At 34.8% G+C, this 16,428-nt stretch carries 15 protein-coding genes; 9 read left to right on the top strand and 6 right to left on the bottom strand.

What is annotated here, in order from left to right:
• Positions 1-149: 149 nt before the first annotated feature.
• Positions 150-1,028, bottom strand: coding sequence for an NAD(P)H-binding protein (locus ACQKCJ_RS22295; protein WP_271338459.1), 879 nt, complete (start codon positions 1,026-1,028; stop codon positions 150-152).
• A gap of 82 nt (positions 1,029-1,110) precedes the next feature.
• On the opposite strand from ACQKCJ_RS22295, the gene ACQKCJ_RS22290 reads away from it, so the two are divergent.
• Together ACQKCJ_RS22290 and ACQKCJ_RS22285 are read left to right on the top strand one after the other, a co-directional pair.
• A complete protein-coding gene (locus tag ACQKCJ_RS22290; protein WP_271338458.1) occupies positions 1,111-1,479 on the top strand; it encodes a winged helix-turn-helix transcriptional regulator in 369 nt (122 codons plus the stop codon).
• A gap of 133 nt (positions 1,480-1,612) precedes the next feature.
• Positions 1,613-2,254: an FMN-dependent NADH-azoreductase gene (locus tag ACQKCJ_RS22285; RefSeq protein WP_427402947.1), complete on the top strand. Its 642-nt coding sequence runs from the start codon at positions 1,613-1,615 to the stop codon at positions 2,252-2,254.
• Positions 2,255-2,319: 65 nt separating this feature from the next.
• Here ACQKCJ_RS22285 and ACQKCJ_RS22280 read toward each other — a convergent pair whose 3' ends face one another.
• Together ACQKCJ_RS22280 and ACQKCJ_RS22275 are read right to left on the bottom strand one after the other, a co-directional pair.
• Positions 2,320-2,757 (bottom strand): GNAT family N-acetyltransferase, encoded by a 438-nt coding sequence (locus tag ACQKCJ_RS22280; protein WP_271338456.1) that lies wholly within the window; start codon positions 2,755-2,757, stop codon positions 2,320-2,322.
• Positions 2,758-2,838: 81 nt separating this feature from the next.
• A complete protein-coding gene (locus ACQKCJ_RS22275; protein WP_271338455.1) occupies positions 2,839-4,308 on the bottom strand; it encodes a PLP-dependent aminotransferase family protein in 1,470 nt (489 codons plus the stop codon).
• 77 nt (positions 4,309-4,385) lie between these two features.
• On the opposite strand from ACQKCJ_RS22275, the gene ACQKCJ_RS22270 reads away from it, so the two are divergent.
• The 4 genes from ACQKCJ_RS22270 to ACQKCJ_RS22255 all read left to right on the top strand — a co-directional run bounded on the left by ACQKCJ_RS22270 (position 4,386) and on the right by ACQKCJ_RS22255 (position 6,940).
• The gene (locus ACQKCJ_RS22270) at positions 4,386-4,817 is read left to right on the top strand and encodes a DoxX family protein (protein ID WP_271338454.1); all 432 of its coding nucleotides are present in this window, start codon (positions 4,386-4,388) and stop codon (positions 4,815-4,817) included.
• Positions 4,818-4,986: 169 nt separating this feature from the next.
• Positions 4,987-5,202, top strand: coding sequence for a hypothetical protein (locus ACQKCJ_RS22265; protein WP_271338453.1), 216 nt, complete (start codon positions 4,987-4,989; stop codon positions 5,200-5,202).
• Positions 5,203-5,709: 507 nt separating this feature from the next.
• Positions 5,710-6,546 carry a sulfite exporter TauE/SafE family protein gene (locus tag ACQKCJ_RS22260; protein WP_213301320.1) on the top strand — a complete coding sequence of 279 codons (837 nt, stop codon included), beginning with the start codon at positions 5,710-5,712 and terminating at the stop codon, positions 6,544-6,546.
• A gap of 4 nt (positions 6,547-6,550) precedes the next feature.
• Entirely contained in the window at positions 6,551-6,940 is a 390-nt protein-coding gene (locus ACQKCJ_RS22255; protein ID WP_271337108.1) for a DUF1634 domain-containing protein, read from the top strand.
• A gap of 144 nt (positions 6,941-7,084) precedes the next feature.
• On the opposite strand, the gene ACQKCJ_RS22250 is transcribed toward ACQKCJ_RS22255, so the two are convergent.
• Both ACQKCJ_RS22250 and ACQKCJ_RS22245 read right to left on the bottom strand, forming a co-directional pair.
• Positions 7,085-8,500: a PLP-dependent aminotransferase family protein gene (locus ACQKCJ_RS22250; protein WP_427402946.1), complete on the bottom strand. Its 1,416-nt coding sequence runs from the start codon at positions 8,498-8,500 to the stop codon at positions 7,085-7,087.
• Between the two features lie 63 nt (positions 8,501-8,563).
• The gene (locus tag ACQKCJ_RS22245) at positions 8,564-8,956 is read right to left on the bottom strand and encodes a hypothetical protein (protein WP_271337110.1); all 393 of its coding nucleotides are present in this window, start codon (positions 8,954-8,956) and stop codon (positions 8,564-8,566) included.
• Between the two features lie 224 nt (positions 8,957-9,180).
• Between ACQKCJ_RS22245 and ACQKCJ_RS22240 the strand changes: the two genes are divergently transcribed.
• The gene (locus ACQKCJ_RS22240) at positions 9,181-10,701 is read left to right on the top strand and encodes an MBL fold metallo-hydrolase (protein ID WP_427402945.1); all 1,521 of its coding nucleotides are present in this window, start codon (positions 9,181-9,183) and stop codon (positions 10,699-10,701) included.
• A gap of 74 nt (positions 10,702-10,775) precedes the next feature.
• Complete coding sequence (locus ACQKCJ_RS22235) at positions 10,776-11,798, top strand: LLM class flavin-dependent oxidoreductase (protein ID WP_271337146.1); 1,023 nt, start codon at positions 10,776-10,778, stop codon at positions 11,796-11,798.
• Positions 11,799-12,055: 257 nt separating this feature from the next.
• On the opposite strand, the gene ACQKCJ_RS22230 is transcribed toward ACQKCJ_RS22235, so the two are convergent.
• Positions 12,056-14,470 carry a TonB-dependent receptor gene (locus ACQKCJ_RS22230; protein WP_271337112.1) on the bottom strand — a complete coding sequence of 805 codons (2,415 nt, stop codon included), beginning with the start codon at positions 14,468-14,470 and terminating at the stop codon, positions 12,056-12,058.
• Positions 14,471-14,671: 201 nt separating this feature from the next.
• On the opposite strand from ACQKCJ_RS22230, the gene ACQKCJ_RS22225 reads away from it, so the two are divergent.
• Positions 14,672-15,952: an acetyl-CoA C-acetyltransferase gene (locus tag ACQKCJ_RS22225; protein ID WP_271337113.1), complete on the top strand. Its 1,281-nt coding sequence runs from the start codon at positions 14,672-14,674 to the stop codon at positions 15,950-15,952.
• Positions 15,953-16,428 lie beyond the last annotated feature (476 nt).

Below are 16,428 nucleotides of genomic sequence, written 5' to 3'. Positions count from 1 at the left end.
TATATTTTTTAAATTGTAATAGTATTACAAAGATAATAGCATACTGAATTCTAAGAATGGTATAACTTGATAGTATATTTGTACATGTTTATCAAAATTTATTTTTGTTAAAAAAAAGCTGATCCTAAAATCAGCTCTCCTTATATGACTTAAAATTTTACAGCAAATTCTTTTGCAAAATCCTCCAACTTAATCTTTCCGTCAATAGCAATTTTATTACTTAAAAAATCTTCCTGAATTTTTCCACTTCTTAAACCTGAACCCATTTCTGCATATAACTCAGCCATTTCTAATGGCAAACCCGCTTCCTTCATTCCAACAAGAGCTTGTTCATCTGTAAATTCAATCCACGGCAATTCAGGTTTACCAATTGCAAGACCCAAAGTTTGAGCCACATCGTTTGGGGTGCGAACATCGCTAACAATATATCTAATATTGATACCTGATTCGATTTTTTGTAATTCTTCAGCAACGGCAATTGCAATATCCTCCGGATGTACAAACGGAATTTTTGTTGTCGCTCCATAATTCGATCCAATAATTCCCGCTCCTTTAATCATAGGAACATCATTATACAAATTAGTATAGAAAAATCCGGCGCGCAAAAAAGTTAGTGACACGTTTTCTAGTGTTTTGTATATTTTTTCGATATTGTGAAGCCCTGCAATGGGACCATTTCCGTGTGATAAGTCAGCACCAATACTGCTCAGCATCACAACGCGCTTTACTCCTGTTTCTTTAATTGCTGTAGCAAAAGCCTGTCCGGCAGCCGTAGTATTGGCAATAATATTAACTCTTCCCATATTTGGCGGTGTCATGGCAAAAACCGCATCAGCATCTACAAACGTATTTTTAAGAAATTTTGCATCGCTTACAGATCCTATTGCCGCTTTTGCTCCTAAATTTTCAATAGCTTCAACTCTGTCATTATTACTCGTAATTACAGTTACTTCGTGCCCTGCAGCAACTAATTTTGTGGTTAAAGGTTTTCCTATATTTCCTAATGAACCTGAAATTGTAATTTTCATATCTAAATTATTTTTTTATTATCTGTAACAAAGGTATATTTGTACTTACTTTTATACAAGTACTTACCCTAAAGTATGCACAATGACAGCAATTAAAGAATCGTCGACAATTCAGGAAAATAAGCAATATGCCTTAGAAAAATGTCCTGTAACGTATGTAATGGAGAAAATAGGTGGCTATTGGAAACCCATTATTATTTATCATCTTTCGAGCGGGGCTTTGCGTTACAGCGAACTAAAAAGGGCAATTCCTGCCGTAACCGAAAAAATGCTCATTCAGCATTTAAAACAGTTAGAAGCTGATAATCTTGTCATTAGAGAAGCAAAACCTGTTGTGCCGCCTTTCGTAACTTACAGACTCAGCGATTCAGGAAATGGTTTAATGCCTGTTATTGAAGCTATGGCAAGTTGGGCTTTTAAGGATAAAGACAATGGTTTTCAAAAACATTAATTCTTTATGATACCATAAAAAGCAATGGTTATAATTGAATTAATTCCTGCTGAATCTGGGCTGTGGTTTTTATCAAAATTGGTATAGAAAATGAGTCCATGACAACAATACTTTTGTATAAAAATTCATCAAAATGAAGAAAGTATTAGTCCTGAATTCAAGTGCAAGAAAGCTTAACTCTAAAAGCAGAAAACTTACAGAGGTATTTACAGATCATTGGAAAAACATCCATAATAATCCCGTTATTCATTATCGTGATTTAGCGGATAGCCAAGTTCTTCACATTGATGAAGCATGGATAGCCGCAGCTTTTAAGCCGAAAGCTTCAAGATCTCCAGAAGAAATAGAAGCATTAACAACAAGCAATACTTACATCGCAGAGTTACAGGAAGCTGATGTTATTGTAATTGGTGCGCCCATGTACAATTGGTCAATACCAAGTACATTCAAAGCTTATATAGATCAAATTTTAAGGGTTAACGAAACCTGGAAACTTAATCCGGATAATTTTGAGAATCCATATTTTGGTTTACTCAAAAACAAAACGTTGTTTCTTTTACTTTCAAGAGGTGCGCAGGGTTATGAAAAAGGAGAATACAATGAACATATGAATTTTCAGAGCAATTATCTAAAAACCGTTTTCAATATTATAGGCGTTACCAATATTCATGTGGTTGCGGTAAACGGAGAAAGCTTTGATCCCGAAAAATATCAGGAATCTATAAAATCTTCACATCAGGCAATAAAAGACCTGATCGAAAAGGAATTAAATTAATTTTATAAAACATAAAAAAGTCTTCTGTTCGAAGACTTTTTATGTTTTAAGCGTTTTAAAAACTTCTATTTTAATCGCTTTGTCAAGTGAACGGCAACCAATTCAAATCCGTTTTTCAGATATACTTTTTGCGCTGTATTGTTAGTAAAAGCCGTGTCAAGCACAACAGCATCCTTATGCAATAAAAGGGCAATTTCTTTGACATGATCTAATAATTGAGTAGCAAAACCTTTGCCTCTGTACAATTCAAGCGTACATAAATCGTCTATGTAAATAATGTTTCCGCTATGCAAGGACGTCATTTTGCGATATCCTGCAAAAGCGACAACCTTATTATTGTCGATAATTCCGGCGATGCTATACTTTTCATTTTGCATCATTTCGGCAATAGTAGCATTCCATTTATTTTTATCCAAATGTGGTCTTAGCAAAAAAGCAACATCCCAGCATTGCTCAATTTCTAATTCGGTTTCAATTTTTTTGATTTCATAAACAGTTTCCATAATTCTTTTTTTTTCAAAATTATGATATTCACCAGTAGTCAAAACGACCCAATTTTAAAATCAATAGTAGTCCAGAAACTTTTACTGCAAAATCTTTTTTAGAATTCCCAAAGCCTTTTCGATTTCATTTTCATCCAGCGAAGCAAATCCCATTCGTTGCCCGTTTGATGAAAAAGCTTCATTTTTATAAAAATTGCCGTTTCCTATATAAAGACCATTTTTCGAAGCTTCATCAGACATTTTAATCAAATTGATCCTTTCATTAAAATTGGCCCAAACTGCCAGTCCGCCTTCCGGAGTTCTAAATTCTATTTCATCTTTAAAATCAGTTTTCAGGATTTCGCAAAAGTGATTTCTGCGCTGTTTGTATATTTTCAATGATTTTCTAAAATGCCTTTCCATTTCCCCATTTTCAAACATCAGTGCAAAAGCTTCTTCTAAAAGAGTATCGCCCTGCCTGTCTATTAACTTTCGCAAAGACGCAGCAGCTTCAATAAATTTTGCAGGTCCCACCATAAAACCAATTCGCAAAGCAGGTGCAAAAGTTTTAGAAATAGAGCCAATATAAATCACATTCTGGTTATGATCGATACTTGCCAGAGGCAAATAAGGCTTGTTATCATAATGAAAATCAAAATCATAATCGTCTTCAATAATAGCAAAGCGAAATTCTTTTGCCAGATGTAAGAGTTTTAACCGGCGCTCCATAGTCATTGTTACACCAGTTGGGCAATGATGATGCGGAATTATATATACTACTTTTATCTTTTTGTGCTTCAGGATTTCTTCCAGATAATCAACGTCCATTCCGTTACAATCCACAGGAATTCTTTCTAAGTTAGCACCAGCATATTTAAAAGTATCATCTGCAGAAAAAAAATTAGAGTTTCCAACCGCAATTGTATCATTCGGATTCAGCAGCAATTGTGCCGCCAGATAAATCCCCATTTGACTTCCTTTTGTAATAATAATATTATCGGGCAAAACCGTCAAACCTCTGGTATTGGAAAGATAACTGCTAATTGCAATTCGCAGATTTTCAGATCCCATCGTGCTGCCATATTTCAGAAAGTTTTTTCCGTAAAATTTTCTCGACAAACTTCGATATTCGCGCATTAGCTGATCTATAGGCGCCAAACGAACATCCGGAAAACCGTCATCCATCACAATTGGCTGTTTGTGATTGCTCCTGCCTGAATGAATAATTTCAGTGCCCAATTTATTCGTCCACTCAAAACCTATCTGAGATTTAATACTTTTAATAGATTCCGGAGCAGTAGTTCTAATAATTAAAGGCAATTTTGAGAGTACAAAGATCCCCTTTCTATCGACAGATTCAGCCCATCCCTGACTCATTAATTCTTCATAGGCCAGTTTTACCGTGTTTCTGTTTACACCAATTAGTTCGGCCAGAATTCGCGAACTGGGCAATGCATCAGACGATTTTAAGGTTCCGTTGGTAATCAGCGAGATAAAAATATTACACACTTGTATATAAAGTGTTACCGAAGATTCGCGGTCAATTTGTATTAGAGATTTATAGGGTAACATCTGGGCTGTGGTTTTTATAAAAATTGGTACACAAAGTTACCCAACATCTTTATACTTTTACATAAAAATTTATCCAAATGAAAAATATAACAATACCACAAGCGGGTTTAATACTACGAGTTGTTTTAGGAATCACAATGTTATCTGCAGTTGCAGATCGCTTTGGACTTTGGGGCGCTCCCGGTGCACCGGGAATTGCATGGGGAAACTGGGAAAACTTTATCGCTTATACGCAAACCTTAAATTCTTTTGCCAGCAAATCTGTAGCCGGAATATTGGGCGCAATAGCCACTATCTGCGAAATCGGATTTGGTATATCTTTAATCATCGGATTCAAAACGCGACTTGTAGCTTTGGGAACATCAGGTTTAATGTTACTTTTTGCGATTAGCATGGCGATTTCAGTTTCGGTAAAAGCACCATTTGATTATTCTGTATTAACAAGTGCCGCAGCAGCTTTATTGCTTTCTGCCATTGACAAAACTTTATTTGCAGTTGACAATAAATAGAATCCCTTCTTTTCATAAAAAGTTTTGTCTCATTTAAACAAAGAGAAAAACAGATTTAAAATCCTAATAATGAATATTTTATAAATTAAAAGAACAAATCATGTAAGTGATTGAAATCCTGAAGGTTTAAATTTGAAATAATTAAATTATTAACGAAATAAATAAAATTATGAAAACATCATTCAAATCAAAAATGGCATTTCTTTTTATTTTAATCGGACTTTCATTTTCATGCAAGAAAAATGACACGATTCCAGCCGATAGTACTTATGTTGATTCAACAGAAACAGCCGTTGATAGTGTAGATGCCACTGTAGATACTACATCTGCAATTGTTGATACAGCAACTGTAAAAAGAGACACAGCCACGAAAACTAAAAAATAGATTGTGATTCTAATTCAGGAATGGTAATCCTTATTTTTATAAAAACTCTATCGTAACGATAGAGTTTTTTTATGGGCTTAATTTGCAGATAACTTTGTAAACAACACAAATAAAACCTGAGTCAAAATAAAAAAACCAGAGTATCTGGAACTTCATTAAGAGCAAAACCAATTTTATATAGTTTGTTACCAAATAAATATAAGACACTTAAAAACTATATATAGTCCTTACAGGAGATTTCTCTTGGGTACTATATACAACGCTTTCTATTCAGGAAATCAGCTTTCTTTCTGGGTACCAATGTGTCGAATTTTAGTATTGCTGTAAAGGATTTTTGGTCATCTGCCTACTAAAATGAGGTTGAAGGTTCAGGAAAGAAAATCACTTTATTAAGAAACCAAAATCTTACCAAAATAACGTTTTCGCTTTTTTAAGCTTTATTTAAGCTCCTAAAATCTTCCCGAATAAATATCAATTCGTAAATTAGCACCAACAAAATTTATCCGAATGACAGTACTTACATTTACCCTGATTATGATTCTTGGTGCTTTTTTAGCAGGTTTTATTGGTTCATTATCAGGTCTAGGCGGCGGAATTATCATAATTCCCCTTTTAACAGTCATTCTTGGCGTTGATATTCATTATGCAATTGGTGCGGCTTTAGTTTCTGTAATCGCAACTTCCTCAGGTTCAGCTGCAGCATACGTCAGGGAAGGAATCACAAATATGCGACTGGGTATCTTTCTCGAAATTGCCACAACTATAGGAGCTGTTTGCGGAGCTTTACTTTCTACCATTGCTCCTACTTCATTCATTGCTGTATTATTTGGACTTACCTTAATTTTCTCGGCTATAAATTCGCTTCGAAAAAAAGAAGAACATATTGTTTTGGAATCATCTCCTTTAGCCAAAAAACTTCGATTAGCAGGAACTTATCCTTCGCACGACGGAGAGGTTATTAGCTACGGAACCAAAAATGTTATTGGTGGATTCAGCATGATGGGAATCGCAGGAATGATGTCAGGATTACTGGGTATTGGTTCCGGTGCTTTTAAAGTTATTGCGATGGACAATATTATGAGAATCCCGTTTAAGGTTTCTACTACAACCAGTAATTTTATGATGGGTGTTACAGCAATGGCAAGTTCTGTAATCTATATTCAAAAAGGATATATCGAACCGGGAATTTGTATGCCGGTTGTTATTGGTGTTTTGTTTGGCGCTATGGCCGGAGCAAAAGTACTGGTAAAAACAAATCCTAAAAAACTAAGAATCTTTTTTGCATGCCTAATTTTTGTGCTTGCTGTTAACATGATATATAACGGACTTAATGGAAAAATCTAAAGCTATGCAACACGAAAAATTTGGTGAAAAAGATTTTCAAACCATCATTGGTAATTTATTGCGCTACGGTGTCTGGATCTCATTATCTGTTGCTTTTATTGGCGGAATTGTGTACTTAATGGGACATAGCAACGATATCGAAAACTATTCTGTTTTTAAAGAAAATGACCGCAATATCTTCGAAGTAATTTCAGCTATATATAATGGTGCGATTCAGGGAAATGGAGAATCTTTAATATTCGTTGGGATTATTTTACTTTTTCTAACGCCTGTATTGCGTGTTTTACTATCCTTATTTTCTTTTCTTTTAGAGAAAGATTATCTCTATGTAGTAATTACACTAATCGTTATTGTGATTATCCTGATAAGTGTTTCCTTTGGGTTTTCGCATTAAAAAAATAATAAGATTTCATCTTCAAACAATTATAAACTGTTCCTTATAGCTATACAATACACAGAAACATAGATTTTGTCTTTAAAAAAATCTATGTTTCTTTGCTTTTAAGAAAAATTTACATTGTATAAAATACAATGCGATTTAAAGATTGTTTTTTACCAGTTGCCCTAAACGTTTTAGATCAAGTTCTACTTTTTCTTTCCATTCTAAACCAAAATTAAGACGCATACAATTGTTATATTGATCGTGTTGCGTAAAAATTTTGCCTGGAGCGAAACCTATTTTCTGATTGATTGCTTTATCATATAAAACTGCTGTATCGATCTTTTTATCTAATTCCAACCAAAGAAAAGAACCACCTTGTGGTTGCGAAATCTTAGTATTTTCAGGAAAATGGTCTTCAATCGTACGCTGAAAATGAAGTGAATTAGTATACAATGTACTTCTGAAATTTCGTAAATGGTGATCGTATCTGCCATGTTCCAAAAAATCAGCAATAACTTCCTGATATAAAGAAGGCAAACAAATTGTCTGAGCTAATTTTTGCTTAATAATTTTATCTTTAAATTTTCCCGGTGCAACCCATCCCACACGATATCCCGGTGCAAGAGTTTTAGATACTGATCCGCACCACATTACGATACCGGCTTCGTCATAATATTTACAGGGTTTAGGCCTTGTTGCACCAAAGTACAAGTTGCCATACAAATCATCTTCAATTAAAGGAATATTATGATACGTCAGCATTTTTACCAGTTCCATTTTATTTTCATCCGGCATCAGACTTCCCAAAGGATTACTGAAATTACTCATGAAGCAGCAAACATCAATTTTATGAATAACCTTTTTTAAAGCTTCTAAATCTACACCCGTTGTAGGATGCGTAGGCAATTCGATAATATTAAGTCCCATATTTTGTGCAATCTGAATGATTCCAAAATAAACCGGACTTTCTATCGCAATCGTGTCCCCTCTTTTAGTAACTGCCAGCAAACAATTGTAAATAGCGTTCATCGCGCCCAAAGTTGTTACAAGATCATCTTCTGTAAGTTTTCCTTCTAATACAAGAGCCCATTTTGCAACATTTCGTCTCAAATTTACATTTCCCTGAACCGGTTCATAACTGGTACCGCTTTCTTCCAGATTTCGTACCACTTTCATAAGTCCCTTATTGAGTTTTGCAATAGGCAACAAACTCGGGTCAGGAACTCCTATCGAAAATCTCGTGACGCTTTTATCTTTCAAACTCTCAAAAACCTTCGTAATCAAATCATCAGAGGTAATTTGTTTTCCTGATAATTTGAACTTGTTCATAGTAGGAATCGATAACTTTCTGTTTGATGTTTTACTGATATAAAAACCAGATTTTGGTCGTGACTCAATCAACGATTTACTTTCTAATTCTAAAAATGCCTGTTTTATAGTATTCAGACTTACATTATGCAGTTTTTGCAAAGCACGAATCGACGGAAGTTTATCTCCTATTTTTAAAGTTTCAGAGAAAATTTGTTCCTGAATAGTATTTGCGATTTTTAAATATAAAATCTCTTTAGCCATTTTTTTTAAGCTTTATCTGTACCTGATAAATTTACAAAAATTTAATCTGTATCCTTTATAATATTAATTACAATAATTCAACCAATTGAATAATCTTTGCGTCGCATTTTGAAGTTTTATATTTCGAAATTCCGGATCTTTAAAAGTCGTATTAAAAGTATTTTCCGCATGAAACTTTAAATCCTTTTCTACTTCGATACTATAAAAATCCTTTTCCCAATAGGAATTTATTTCAGTTTCTCCCACTTTATTAATTACAACAAAAGCATAACCAACTACACGGTTTTCAAAAGAAGCGACGCTCAAAGGAAGCCCAAAATTATTTTCTAATTGCAAGGATCTTGCTTCAGAATTAACAGTATCATTAATTTTATTTTGATACATATTTACAATTGATTTTAAAGACGATATATTGATCTGATCAAACTGAATGTTGGTGGTATTATTAGTTTTCATCTTTATACTTATTTAATTTTTTAACAAAATTAATGGGTAAAAGAGATGAGACACAGATACAAAAATCATTTAATTTAAGGGTACAGTTTCCTATTGTGTATATTTTTTAAGAACCTGAAATTACATATTTGCAAATAGTACATAATCCTTTACATATGTAAATGCAAGGGTTCTTTTATCATTGTTATTTTGTCTAATAATTTTAAAATTAAAATGACAAAAAGATGAAACGATTATTTAAGTTCTTAAAAAAAAGCCCGGATAGGATCGCAATTGCTGCAAGCGCGATTGGAATTCTTTTATATTTATTTTTAATCCCAATTTGGAACAATCAGGGTTCTGAAATAGCAAAATTTATGGCTGAAGATGCAGTGCCGGATCAACCCGTAAAGTATGGGCATTATTTTGTAATTATTTATTTTTCTTTACTGATAGCAATTTGGAGCAGTCGTTTTGTTCGTCAACAATTTTTTAAAAATGGTGCAATACTATTTATTGCGATTGCTTTAAGTGGCAATGTATTAATTTATTGGACAAGCGAATATTTAACGATTTACGCCCGAAAAATATTCTTTGATTATATTGAAGTTCCGGCAATAGTAATTTTACTTCTATTCTTTACTTTGATGGTCTATAAATCAAAAGAACAAAGTTCTTCAAACTTTAAAAAATACTTTTATTTGGTTCCAATACCATTAACCTTATTCTTTATAATTCTGTGTCAAGACATTCCGCTTGCTGCTGTAATAACACTTCTTATTTGTATTTTGATATTAAGTTCGAATAATCAGCAAACTGAAAAAACTGATTCTAAAACCAAATGGTATTCTATCACTGTAAAAATAATTGCAATTGTTTTGATTCTTATTTCGTTTGCAATTTCGTTTGCAATCAAATACCAGCCAACAAATATTGTAGGCGAAAATCCGGAGATTCAAAATGAAGATTTTGCTAAAAATTCCGGTATCGAATTGTATGTTTTTAATACCGGATTCAACCGAATGGCAAAAGCATTGAGTCCTACTTACAAAAAATGGAGGCCCTGCCCTATCTATCTGATTAAACATCCTAAGTTTGGTTATATTTTATTTGATTCCGGAATATCAGAAAAAGTAGCTCTTGAAGGTCAAAGTGGTTTAGGATTTCCAATGTCTTTTTTGTTTGAAAGTAAATCAAAACCAGAAATGCTGTCTTTTAATCAGCTGAAAAGGTTTGGTGTAAATCCTGATGAAATTAAATATCTGGCTATTTCGCATCTTCATGATGACCATATAGGAACTGTTGATGCTTTTAAAAATGCGCAATTGATCATGAATGGCGAATCAAAACCAAAAGAAGGAAGTCTTCCTGAATTTAAAGCTGCTTCCGCGTTCAAAGAAAGTGCCTCGGTAGTAGGAAAGTCGTACGATTTGTTTGGTGACGGAACCCTGCAATTAATAGAAAAACCGGGACATACAGATAGTGATTTAATGATTCTTGTAAATTTAGACAAAGGTCCTGTTTTACTAACAGGAGATGCGGTTGTACATGCTGACTGGCTTCAATCGACTGATGTTGAAAGATTGCCAACCCAACCTGAAAAAGCGGCACAAAACAGAAATAATATTAGAAATCTGGAACTAAAAAGTCCTGAATTAATTGTATTTCCGGGTCATGATATGCCTGTAATCCAAAAAAACAGAACCGATATTTTTCTAGTGAATCCATTATTCTTCACCACTGCCTATTTGAATATTAAAAACTAAACTCGCGTTGCATTTACTGAATTAGATTTTATTTAAGAAAGAGCAAAAATAAAATTTAATATCTTTACTATATGATAGAAATAGGGATTGACAGTTTTGCTTCGGCGATGTACGGAGACAACAACACTTTGAGTAGTGTCGATGCGATGGAACAATTACTGCAAAGAATTGAGCTGGCAGATCAAGCCGGACTTGACGTTTTTGGAATTGGAGAACATCATAAAAAAGAGTTTTTAGATTCGGCTACGGTCGTTATTTTAAGCGCTGCCGCAGCACGAACCAAGCGTATTCGATTATCGAGTGCCGTTTCGGTTTTAAGCGCTGCTGATCCTGTCAGGGTATATCAAAGTTTTGCTACACTCGACCTGATTTCGAAAGGAAGGGCTGAAATTGTTGTAGGCCGTGGATCTTCTATTGAAGCATATCCCCTTTTCGGATTTAATCTGAATGATTATGATGCCCTTTTTAGTGAAAAATTAGATCTGCTATTACAAATTAGAGACAATGAATTTGTAACCTGGTCAGGGAAATTTCGTCCGGCTTTAAACAATCTCCCAATATACCCAAGAGCATTACAGGAAAAACTCCCTATCTGGTTAGGCGTTGGCGGAACTCCTGAATCCTTCGTTCGCGCAGGATCTTTAGGCTTGCCTTTGATGGTTGCCGTTATTGGCGGACAAACACATCGTTTTAAACCATTAGTCGATCTGTATCGTGAAGCCGGAAAAGCTGCTGGTTACCAACCCGAAGAACTTAAAGTAGGTTTGCATTCACCAGGTTTTGTAGGAAGCACAACTCAAAAAGCGATAGAAGAATATTATCCGGGATATGCAGAACTTTGGACTAAATTAGGCAGGGAACGTGGTTGGCCACCGGTAACAAAGGACAAGTTTGACGGGCTTATCGATGATCAGGGTGTTCTTGTTGTTGGTGATCCGGAACGAATTGCTGAGAAAATTTTACGCCACAGTGAATCTCTTGGCGGAATTTCGAGATTTACATTCCAAATGGATAATGCAGGATTAACGCACACTCAGTTAATGAATGCTATAGAACTTATAGGCTCAAAAGTAATCCCGTTGATTCATCAAGGATAAAATACGCGAATTTAGCCCACGGATGATGCGGGTTAAATGGATTAACACGGATTTTTAAAATTTTCTAATAAAAAACCTGCAAATACCAGTTTAATCCGTTAAAATCCGCCGGCTAAAAACTCAGTAAAAAAAGGATTTTAACCTTAAATAAAAAAGCATCCGCCATATCGACGGATGCTTTTTTTTGACCTACAAATTACTACAATAAAAAACCAGTAAAAACCGTTTATATCTGCGTCATCTGGGGTATAAAACAATTAGAATTTATACGTTACACCTACTCTAAAATTTATAGGTTGTTCTGTTTGCCAGTAATATGATTTAAGAAAAGTAGCATAAGAACCGCTGTAAAGATATTCGTTTAAGATATTAAATACGTTTGCAGTAATTTTGAACTTTTTAGTATCATAAGATAAACCTCCGTCTAATTTAAAATAATTTGGTAATTTTTCAAGACCTGTACCCCAGTTATCTGTTAGACGCCCTGCAAGATAAGTCCCTCCAATAGAAGCGCCAAAACCTTTGAAAGTACCGTATTGAATACTATAATTCAACCATGCATTTGCTGTATGTTTAGCATATCCGGGAACTATATCGCCTTTATATATTTTACTGGTCTCAGAAACTAAAGGATCAATTTCTAACACCACAGATTCTGTAAAAGCATAATTAGCAATTATATTAAGGCCGTCAAAAATCTTTCCTCGCAAATCAAGTTCAACACCTCTTGCTCTTTTTTCGCCTAAAACCACACTATACATTTGTCCGGGCTGGTTTAGAGGATCAGATGTAAGTTCGTTTTGTTTTAAGATACTGTAAGCAGAAAATGTAGTACTCCAGGCTCCGTCAAACCAATCTTTTTTAATACCTAATTCCGTATTATTACCAGTAAGAGGTTTTACTTTTTCTCCACTTAAAATCACACCGGATTGTGGTATAAAAGCCTGATCGTATAATCCGTAAACAGCAAAACTATCTGTAATAGAATAACTTAAACCTACACGTGGCGTAATATGGCTGTCTGCTATTGCAGGATCACCCCAACTCGCCTGACTAATCCAGGTATATCTTGCAGCAAGAGTCAATCTTAATTTGTTTTCGAAAAAACCAAGTTCATCCTGAATATATCCTGCAGCATAATTCGTATTCATTAAACCACCGGCAGCTTTTGCTCTTATAGAAAGTGGTGTTGTATGGTCAAAATTAGGCAATCCATTAGATGGTGTTCCGTAATTTGGGTTGTATAAATCAAATGGACTGTCTACGGTATCAAGATTATGTCCTTGTCCCCAATCTGCCATATAATCTTTGCTTCCTAAATCTACACCCGCCAATATTTTATGAGTAACTGATCCGGTATTGAATTTTCCGTTCAAAAATATTTGACCTAAATACATATTACTATCTGCATCCCAAATACCAACTCTTCTAATCACTTTTCCTTTTGCGATATTATCATCCGGACCCACTGCGCTTGGCCATGAACTATATCCTTCTTGCAGATACTTAAAATAAGACGTTTGTGCCGTCAATTTCCAGTTATCATCAAACTTATGCTCAAAAGTCAAGTATCCGCTGTGATCCTGTATATTCGTATCCGGCAATCCTGGCTGCGTCATCGTAAATCCAACAGGCAATGTTGCATATCCGTCAGATCCGGGACCAAATACGTAGAAAGAACCAATCTCAGTCATATTAGCATACTGAAAATTATATTCAGCCGTAATTTTTGTTTTGTCATCAAATTGGTAACTGATCACAGGAGCAATTACATAACGGTCATTGTGTTCAAAAGGGCGATGTGAACCTTTTTTCTGTGCTGCCGCATTAAAACGGTACAATAATTTCCCTTTTTTATCCAGTTTCCCGTCAAGATCAACACTTGCTCTGTAAAAGTCATAACTTCCTGCCATCACAGTAGCTTCACCTTTAGTAATTCCCGTTGGTTTTTTAGTCACCACATTATAAAGTCCGCTTGGATCCCCACTTGAAAGCATGAATCCTGCCGGTCCTTTTACAAACTCGATATGATCTACAAAACTCATATCTTCAGTAAGAGGTCCCCAAAAAGATGAAACCACATTAAAACCATTACGGAAAGCCTGAATTTGAGAACCACGCATTTTAATATTCGTATACAAATCTCCCCAATGCTCTGAACGTACCGCACCACTCACGTTTCTGATCACACCGTCACTCATACTAATAATTTGTTGGTCTTTCAAAGTCTGAGCACTAACAATCTGGATGTTCTGAGGAATCTCAAGGATAGGAGTCTGAAGACGCAATGACAACGAAGGCTTATCTTGCTTGTACTTGTTTTTGGTAATCACCACTTCATCAAGATCTTCCTGGCTTTCAGAAAGCATAAAGTTTTTAATTGTAGTTTGTTTCGCTGTAACCGTAATCCTATCCTCGACTGGATGAATCCCTACAGCACTAATACTAATGATATAACTCGCGGTTTTAACATTTTTAATCTCATATTGTCCATGTTCATTTGTAATTGCGGTATATTTTGTTCCTTTAAGAACGACAGAAACATTCTCTGCAGATACGTTACCGCTTAAAGAGACTTTTCCCGTTATTTTTCCCAGTTCCTGGCTCATCATAGATAGTGAACTTAAAAACATCAGGCTAAATAAAACTTTTTTTATGGTCATGTTATTCATTTTATTTGGTTTTGATTTCGCTGGCAAAAGTAATAGCTAAAAACCTGTAATCCAAATTATTTTTAATCATTCTAAATAAATATAACATTTAATATTAATTATGATAAACATCCTAAAAAAATAAAATATCATCATCTGAAAATATCTAATTACAAAAGTCTGCTTATCTTTAAGTCTAAAATCTTTCGAAAACAACTAGTTATGAACAATACCACCACAATTAGAAAAGTTGCCATCGTTGGCTATAATCGGATTCCGTTTGCGAGAGCCAATACCGCATATGCCGAAGTTGGAAATACAGAAATGATGACTGCTGCCTTAAACGGCCTGATAAACAAATACAATCTAACAGGAAAATTATTAGGCGAAGTTGCCGGAGGAGCTGTAATCAAACATACTTATGACAGTAATTTGATTAGGGAATGTGTTATGAAAACGTCTCTTGATCCGGCAACTCCTGCGTGTGATTTGCAACAAGCTTGTGACACCGGAATAGAAAGCGCTATATATATTGCCAATAAAATTGCTCTTGGACAAATAGAATCCGGAATTGCCGGCGGTGTCGATTCAATAAGTGATATGCCAATTGCCGTGAGCGAAAAACTGAGAAAGATTTTGCTCAATGCCAGAAAAGCAAAATCATTGGGCGAGAAAATAAAACTATTTCTAAAATTACGTCCAAAAGATCTGACGCCTTTAGTTCCGCGTAACGAAGAATCCCAAACCGGACTTTCGATGGGAGGACATACAGAAATTACGGCAAAACATTATAAAATCTCTCGCGAAGATCAGGATAACTTAGCGCTAAAAAGTCATTTGAACATGGCAAAAGCTTATGATGAAGGTTTTTTTGATGATATGATTACTCCTTTTAACGGACTTGACAAAGATAATAATCTTAGAAAAGACAGCACTCTTGAAAAATTAGCTAAATTAAATCCTGCCTTCGACAAAACAAACGGCACACTTACCGCCGGAAATTCAACGCCACTTACAGATGGTGCCTCATGTATACTTTTGGCAAGCGAAGAATGGGCAAAAGAAAATAATCTCCCTGTTTTGGCTTATATTACTTTTGCCGAAGTTGCAGCTATAGAATACGTCAAAAATCAGCAAAACCTCTTGTTAGCGCCACTATTTGCTGCAAGCAGAATGCTCGATAAAGCAGGATTGACTTTGCAGGATTTTGATTATTATGAAATTCACGAAGCTTTTGCCGCTCAGGTTTTAGCCACCTTAAAAATTTGGGAAAGTCCGGAATTAAGCACACAATTGGGCTTAAAGAAAGCCTTAGGGGCAATTGACAGGGAAAAATTAAACGTAAAAGGAAGCAGTTTAGCCGCAGCACATCCATTTGCCGCTACCGGAGGAAGAATAATTGGTGTTATGGCAAAATTATTAAACCAAAAAGGCTCAGGAAGAGGATTTATATCCATTTGCGCTGCCGGTGGACAAGGAATTACAATGATTATTGAGAAATAATAATTAAACGCAATTCTTAACTACATCAAACCAAATAGGTTTATTATGCGCAACTATCTTTGTCAAAATTTAAAAACTTTGACAAAGATTCAACGATCAAAATTCTCGTTTTAAGACAAACTAGACAGGTTTCAAAACCTTTCGGGTTTACTAATCTGATGTAATTTATATTAAGTCCCGGCGGGACGATATAATTATAGAAAATTAAAAATTCATACAATAGAACCCAACGGGGTGGTATATTAAGTTGTCAATAAAAATGGCTATATCGCTCCTCTGGAGCTTTATTTCAATAACCTGTTCTCAATATCTATAAATATGTCGCTCCTATGGAGCTGGCTATAAATGTTTATCTTATTTTAAATCTTAAGATATTTTACGACAAGAGGCTGTCCGAAAAGTAATTTCGGGCAGTTTTTTTTTGTTTTACACATTGATTTTTCTTATATTTAAGTACTAAAATCAATGATTATGCA

It is taken from the genome of Flavobacterium sp. NPDC079362, from assembly GCF_050267765.1.
Taxonomy (GTDB): Bacteria; Bacteroidota; Bacteroidia; order Flavobacteriales; family Flavobacteriaceae; genus Flavobacterium; species Flavobacterium azizsancarii.
Note: the sequence above shows the minus strand (reverse complement) of the source record. Positions and strands in the feature narration are given on the sequence as shown.

Coding starts and splice junctions, on each gene's coding strand:
- ACQKCJ_RS22295 (WP_271338459.1), bottom strand. CDS start 1,028: ATGAAAATTACAATTTCAGGTTCATTAGGAAATATAGGAAAACCTTTA.
- ACQKCJ_RS22290 (WP_271338458.1), top strand. CDS start 1,111: ATGACAGCAATTAAAGAATCGTCGACAATTCAGGAAAATAAGCAATAT.
- ACQKCJ_RS22285 (WP_427402947.1), top strand. CDS start 1,613: ATGAAGAAAGTATTAGTCCTGAATTCAAGTGCAAGAAAGCTTAACTCT.
- ACQKCJ_RS22280 (WP_271338456.1), bottom strand. CDS start 2,757: ATGGAAACTGTTTATGAAATCAAAAAAATTGAAACCGAATTAGAAATT.
- ACQKCJ_RS22275 (WP_271338455.1), bottom strand. CDS start 4,308: ATGTTACCCTATAAATCTCTAATACAAATTGACCGCGAATCTTCGGTA.
- ACQKCJ_RS22270 (WP_271338454.1), top strand. CDS start 4,386: ATGAAAAATATAACAATACCACAAGCGGGTTTAATACTACGAGTTGTT.
- ACQKCJ_RS22265 (WP_271338453.1), top strand. CDS start 4,987: ATGAAAACATCATTCAAATCAAAAATGGCATTTCTTTTTATTTTAATC.
- ACQKCJ_RS22260 (WP_213301320.1), top strand. CDS start 5,710: ATGACAGTACTTACATTTACCCTGATTATGATTCTTGGTGCTTTTTTA.
- ACQKCJ_RS22255 (WP_271337108.1), top strand. CDS start 6,551: ATGCAACACGAAAAATTTGGTGAAAAAGATTTTCAAACCATCATTGGT.
- ACQKCJ_RS22250 (WP_427402946.1), bottom strand. CDS start 8,500: ATGGCTAAAGAGATTTTATATTTAAAAATCGCAAATACTATTCAGGAA.
- ACQKCJ_RS22245 (WP_271337110.1), bottom strand. CDS start 8,956: ATGAAAACTAATAATACCACCAACATTCAGTTTGATCAGATCAATATA.
- ACQKCJ_RS22240 (WP_427402945.1), top strand. CDS start 9,181: ATGAAACGATTATTTAAGTTCTTAAAAAAAAGCCCGGATAGGATCGCA.
- ACQKCJ_RS22230 (WP_271337112.1), bottom strand. CDS start 14,470: ATGAATAACATGACCATAAAAAAAGTTTTATTTAGCCTGATGTTTTTA.
- ACQKCJ_RS22225 (WP_271337113.1), top strand. CDS start 14,672: ATGAACAATACCACCACAATTAGAAAAGTTGCCATCGTTGGCTATAAT.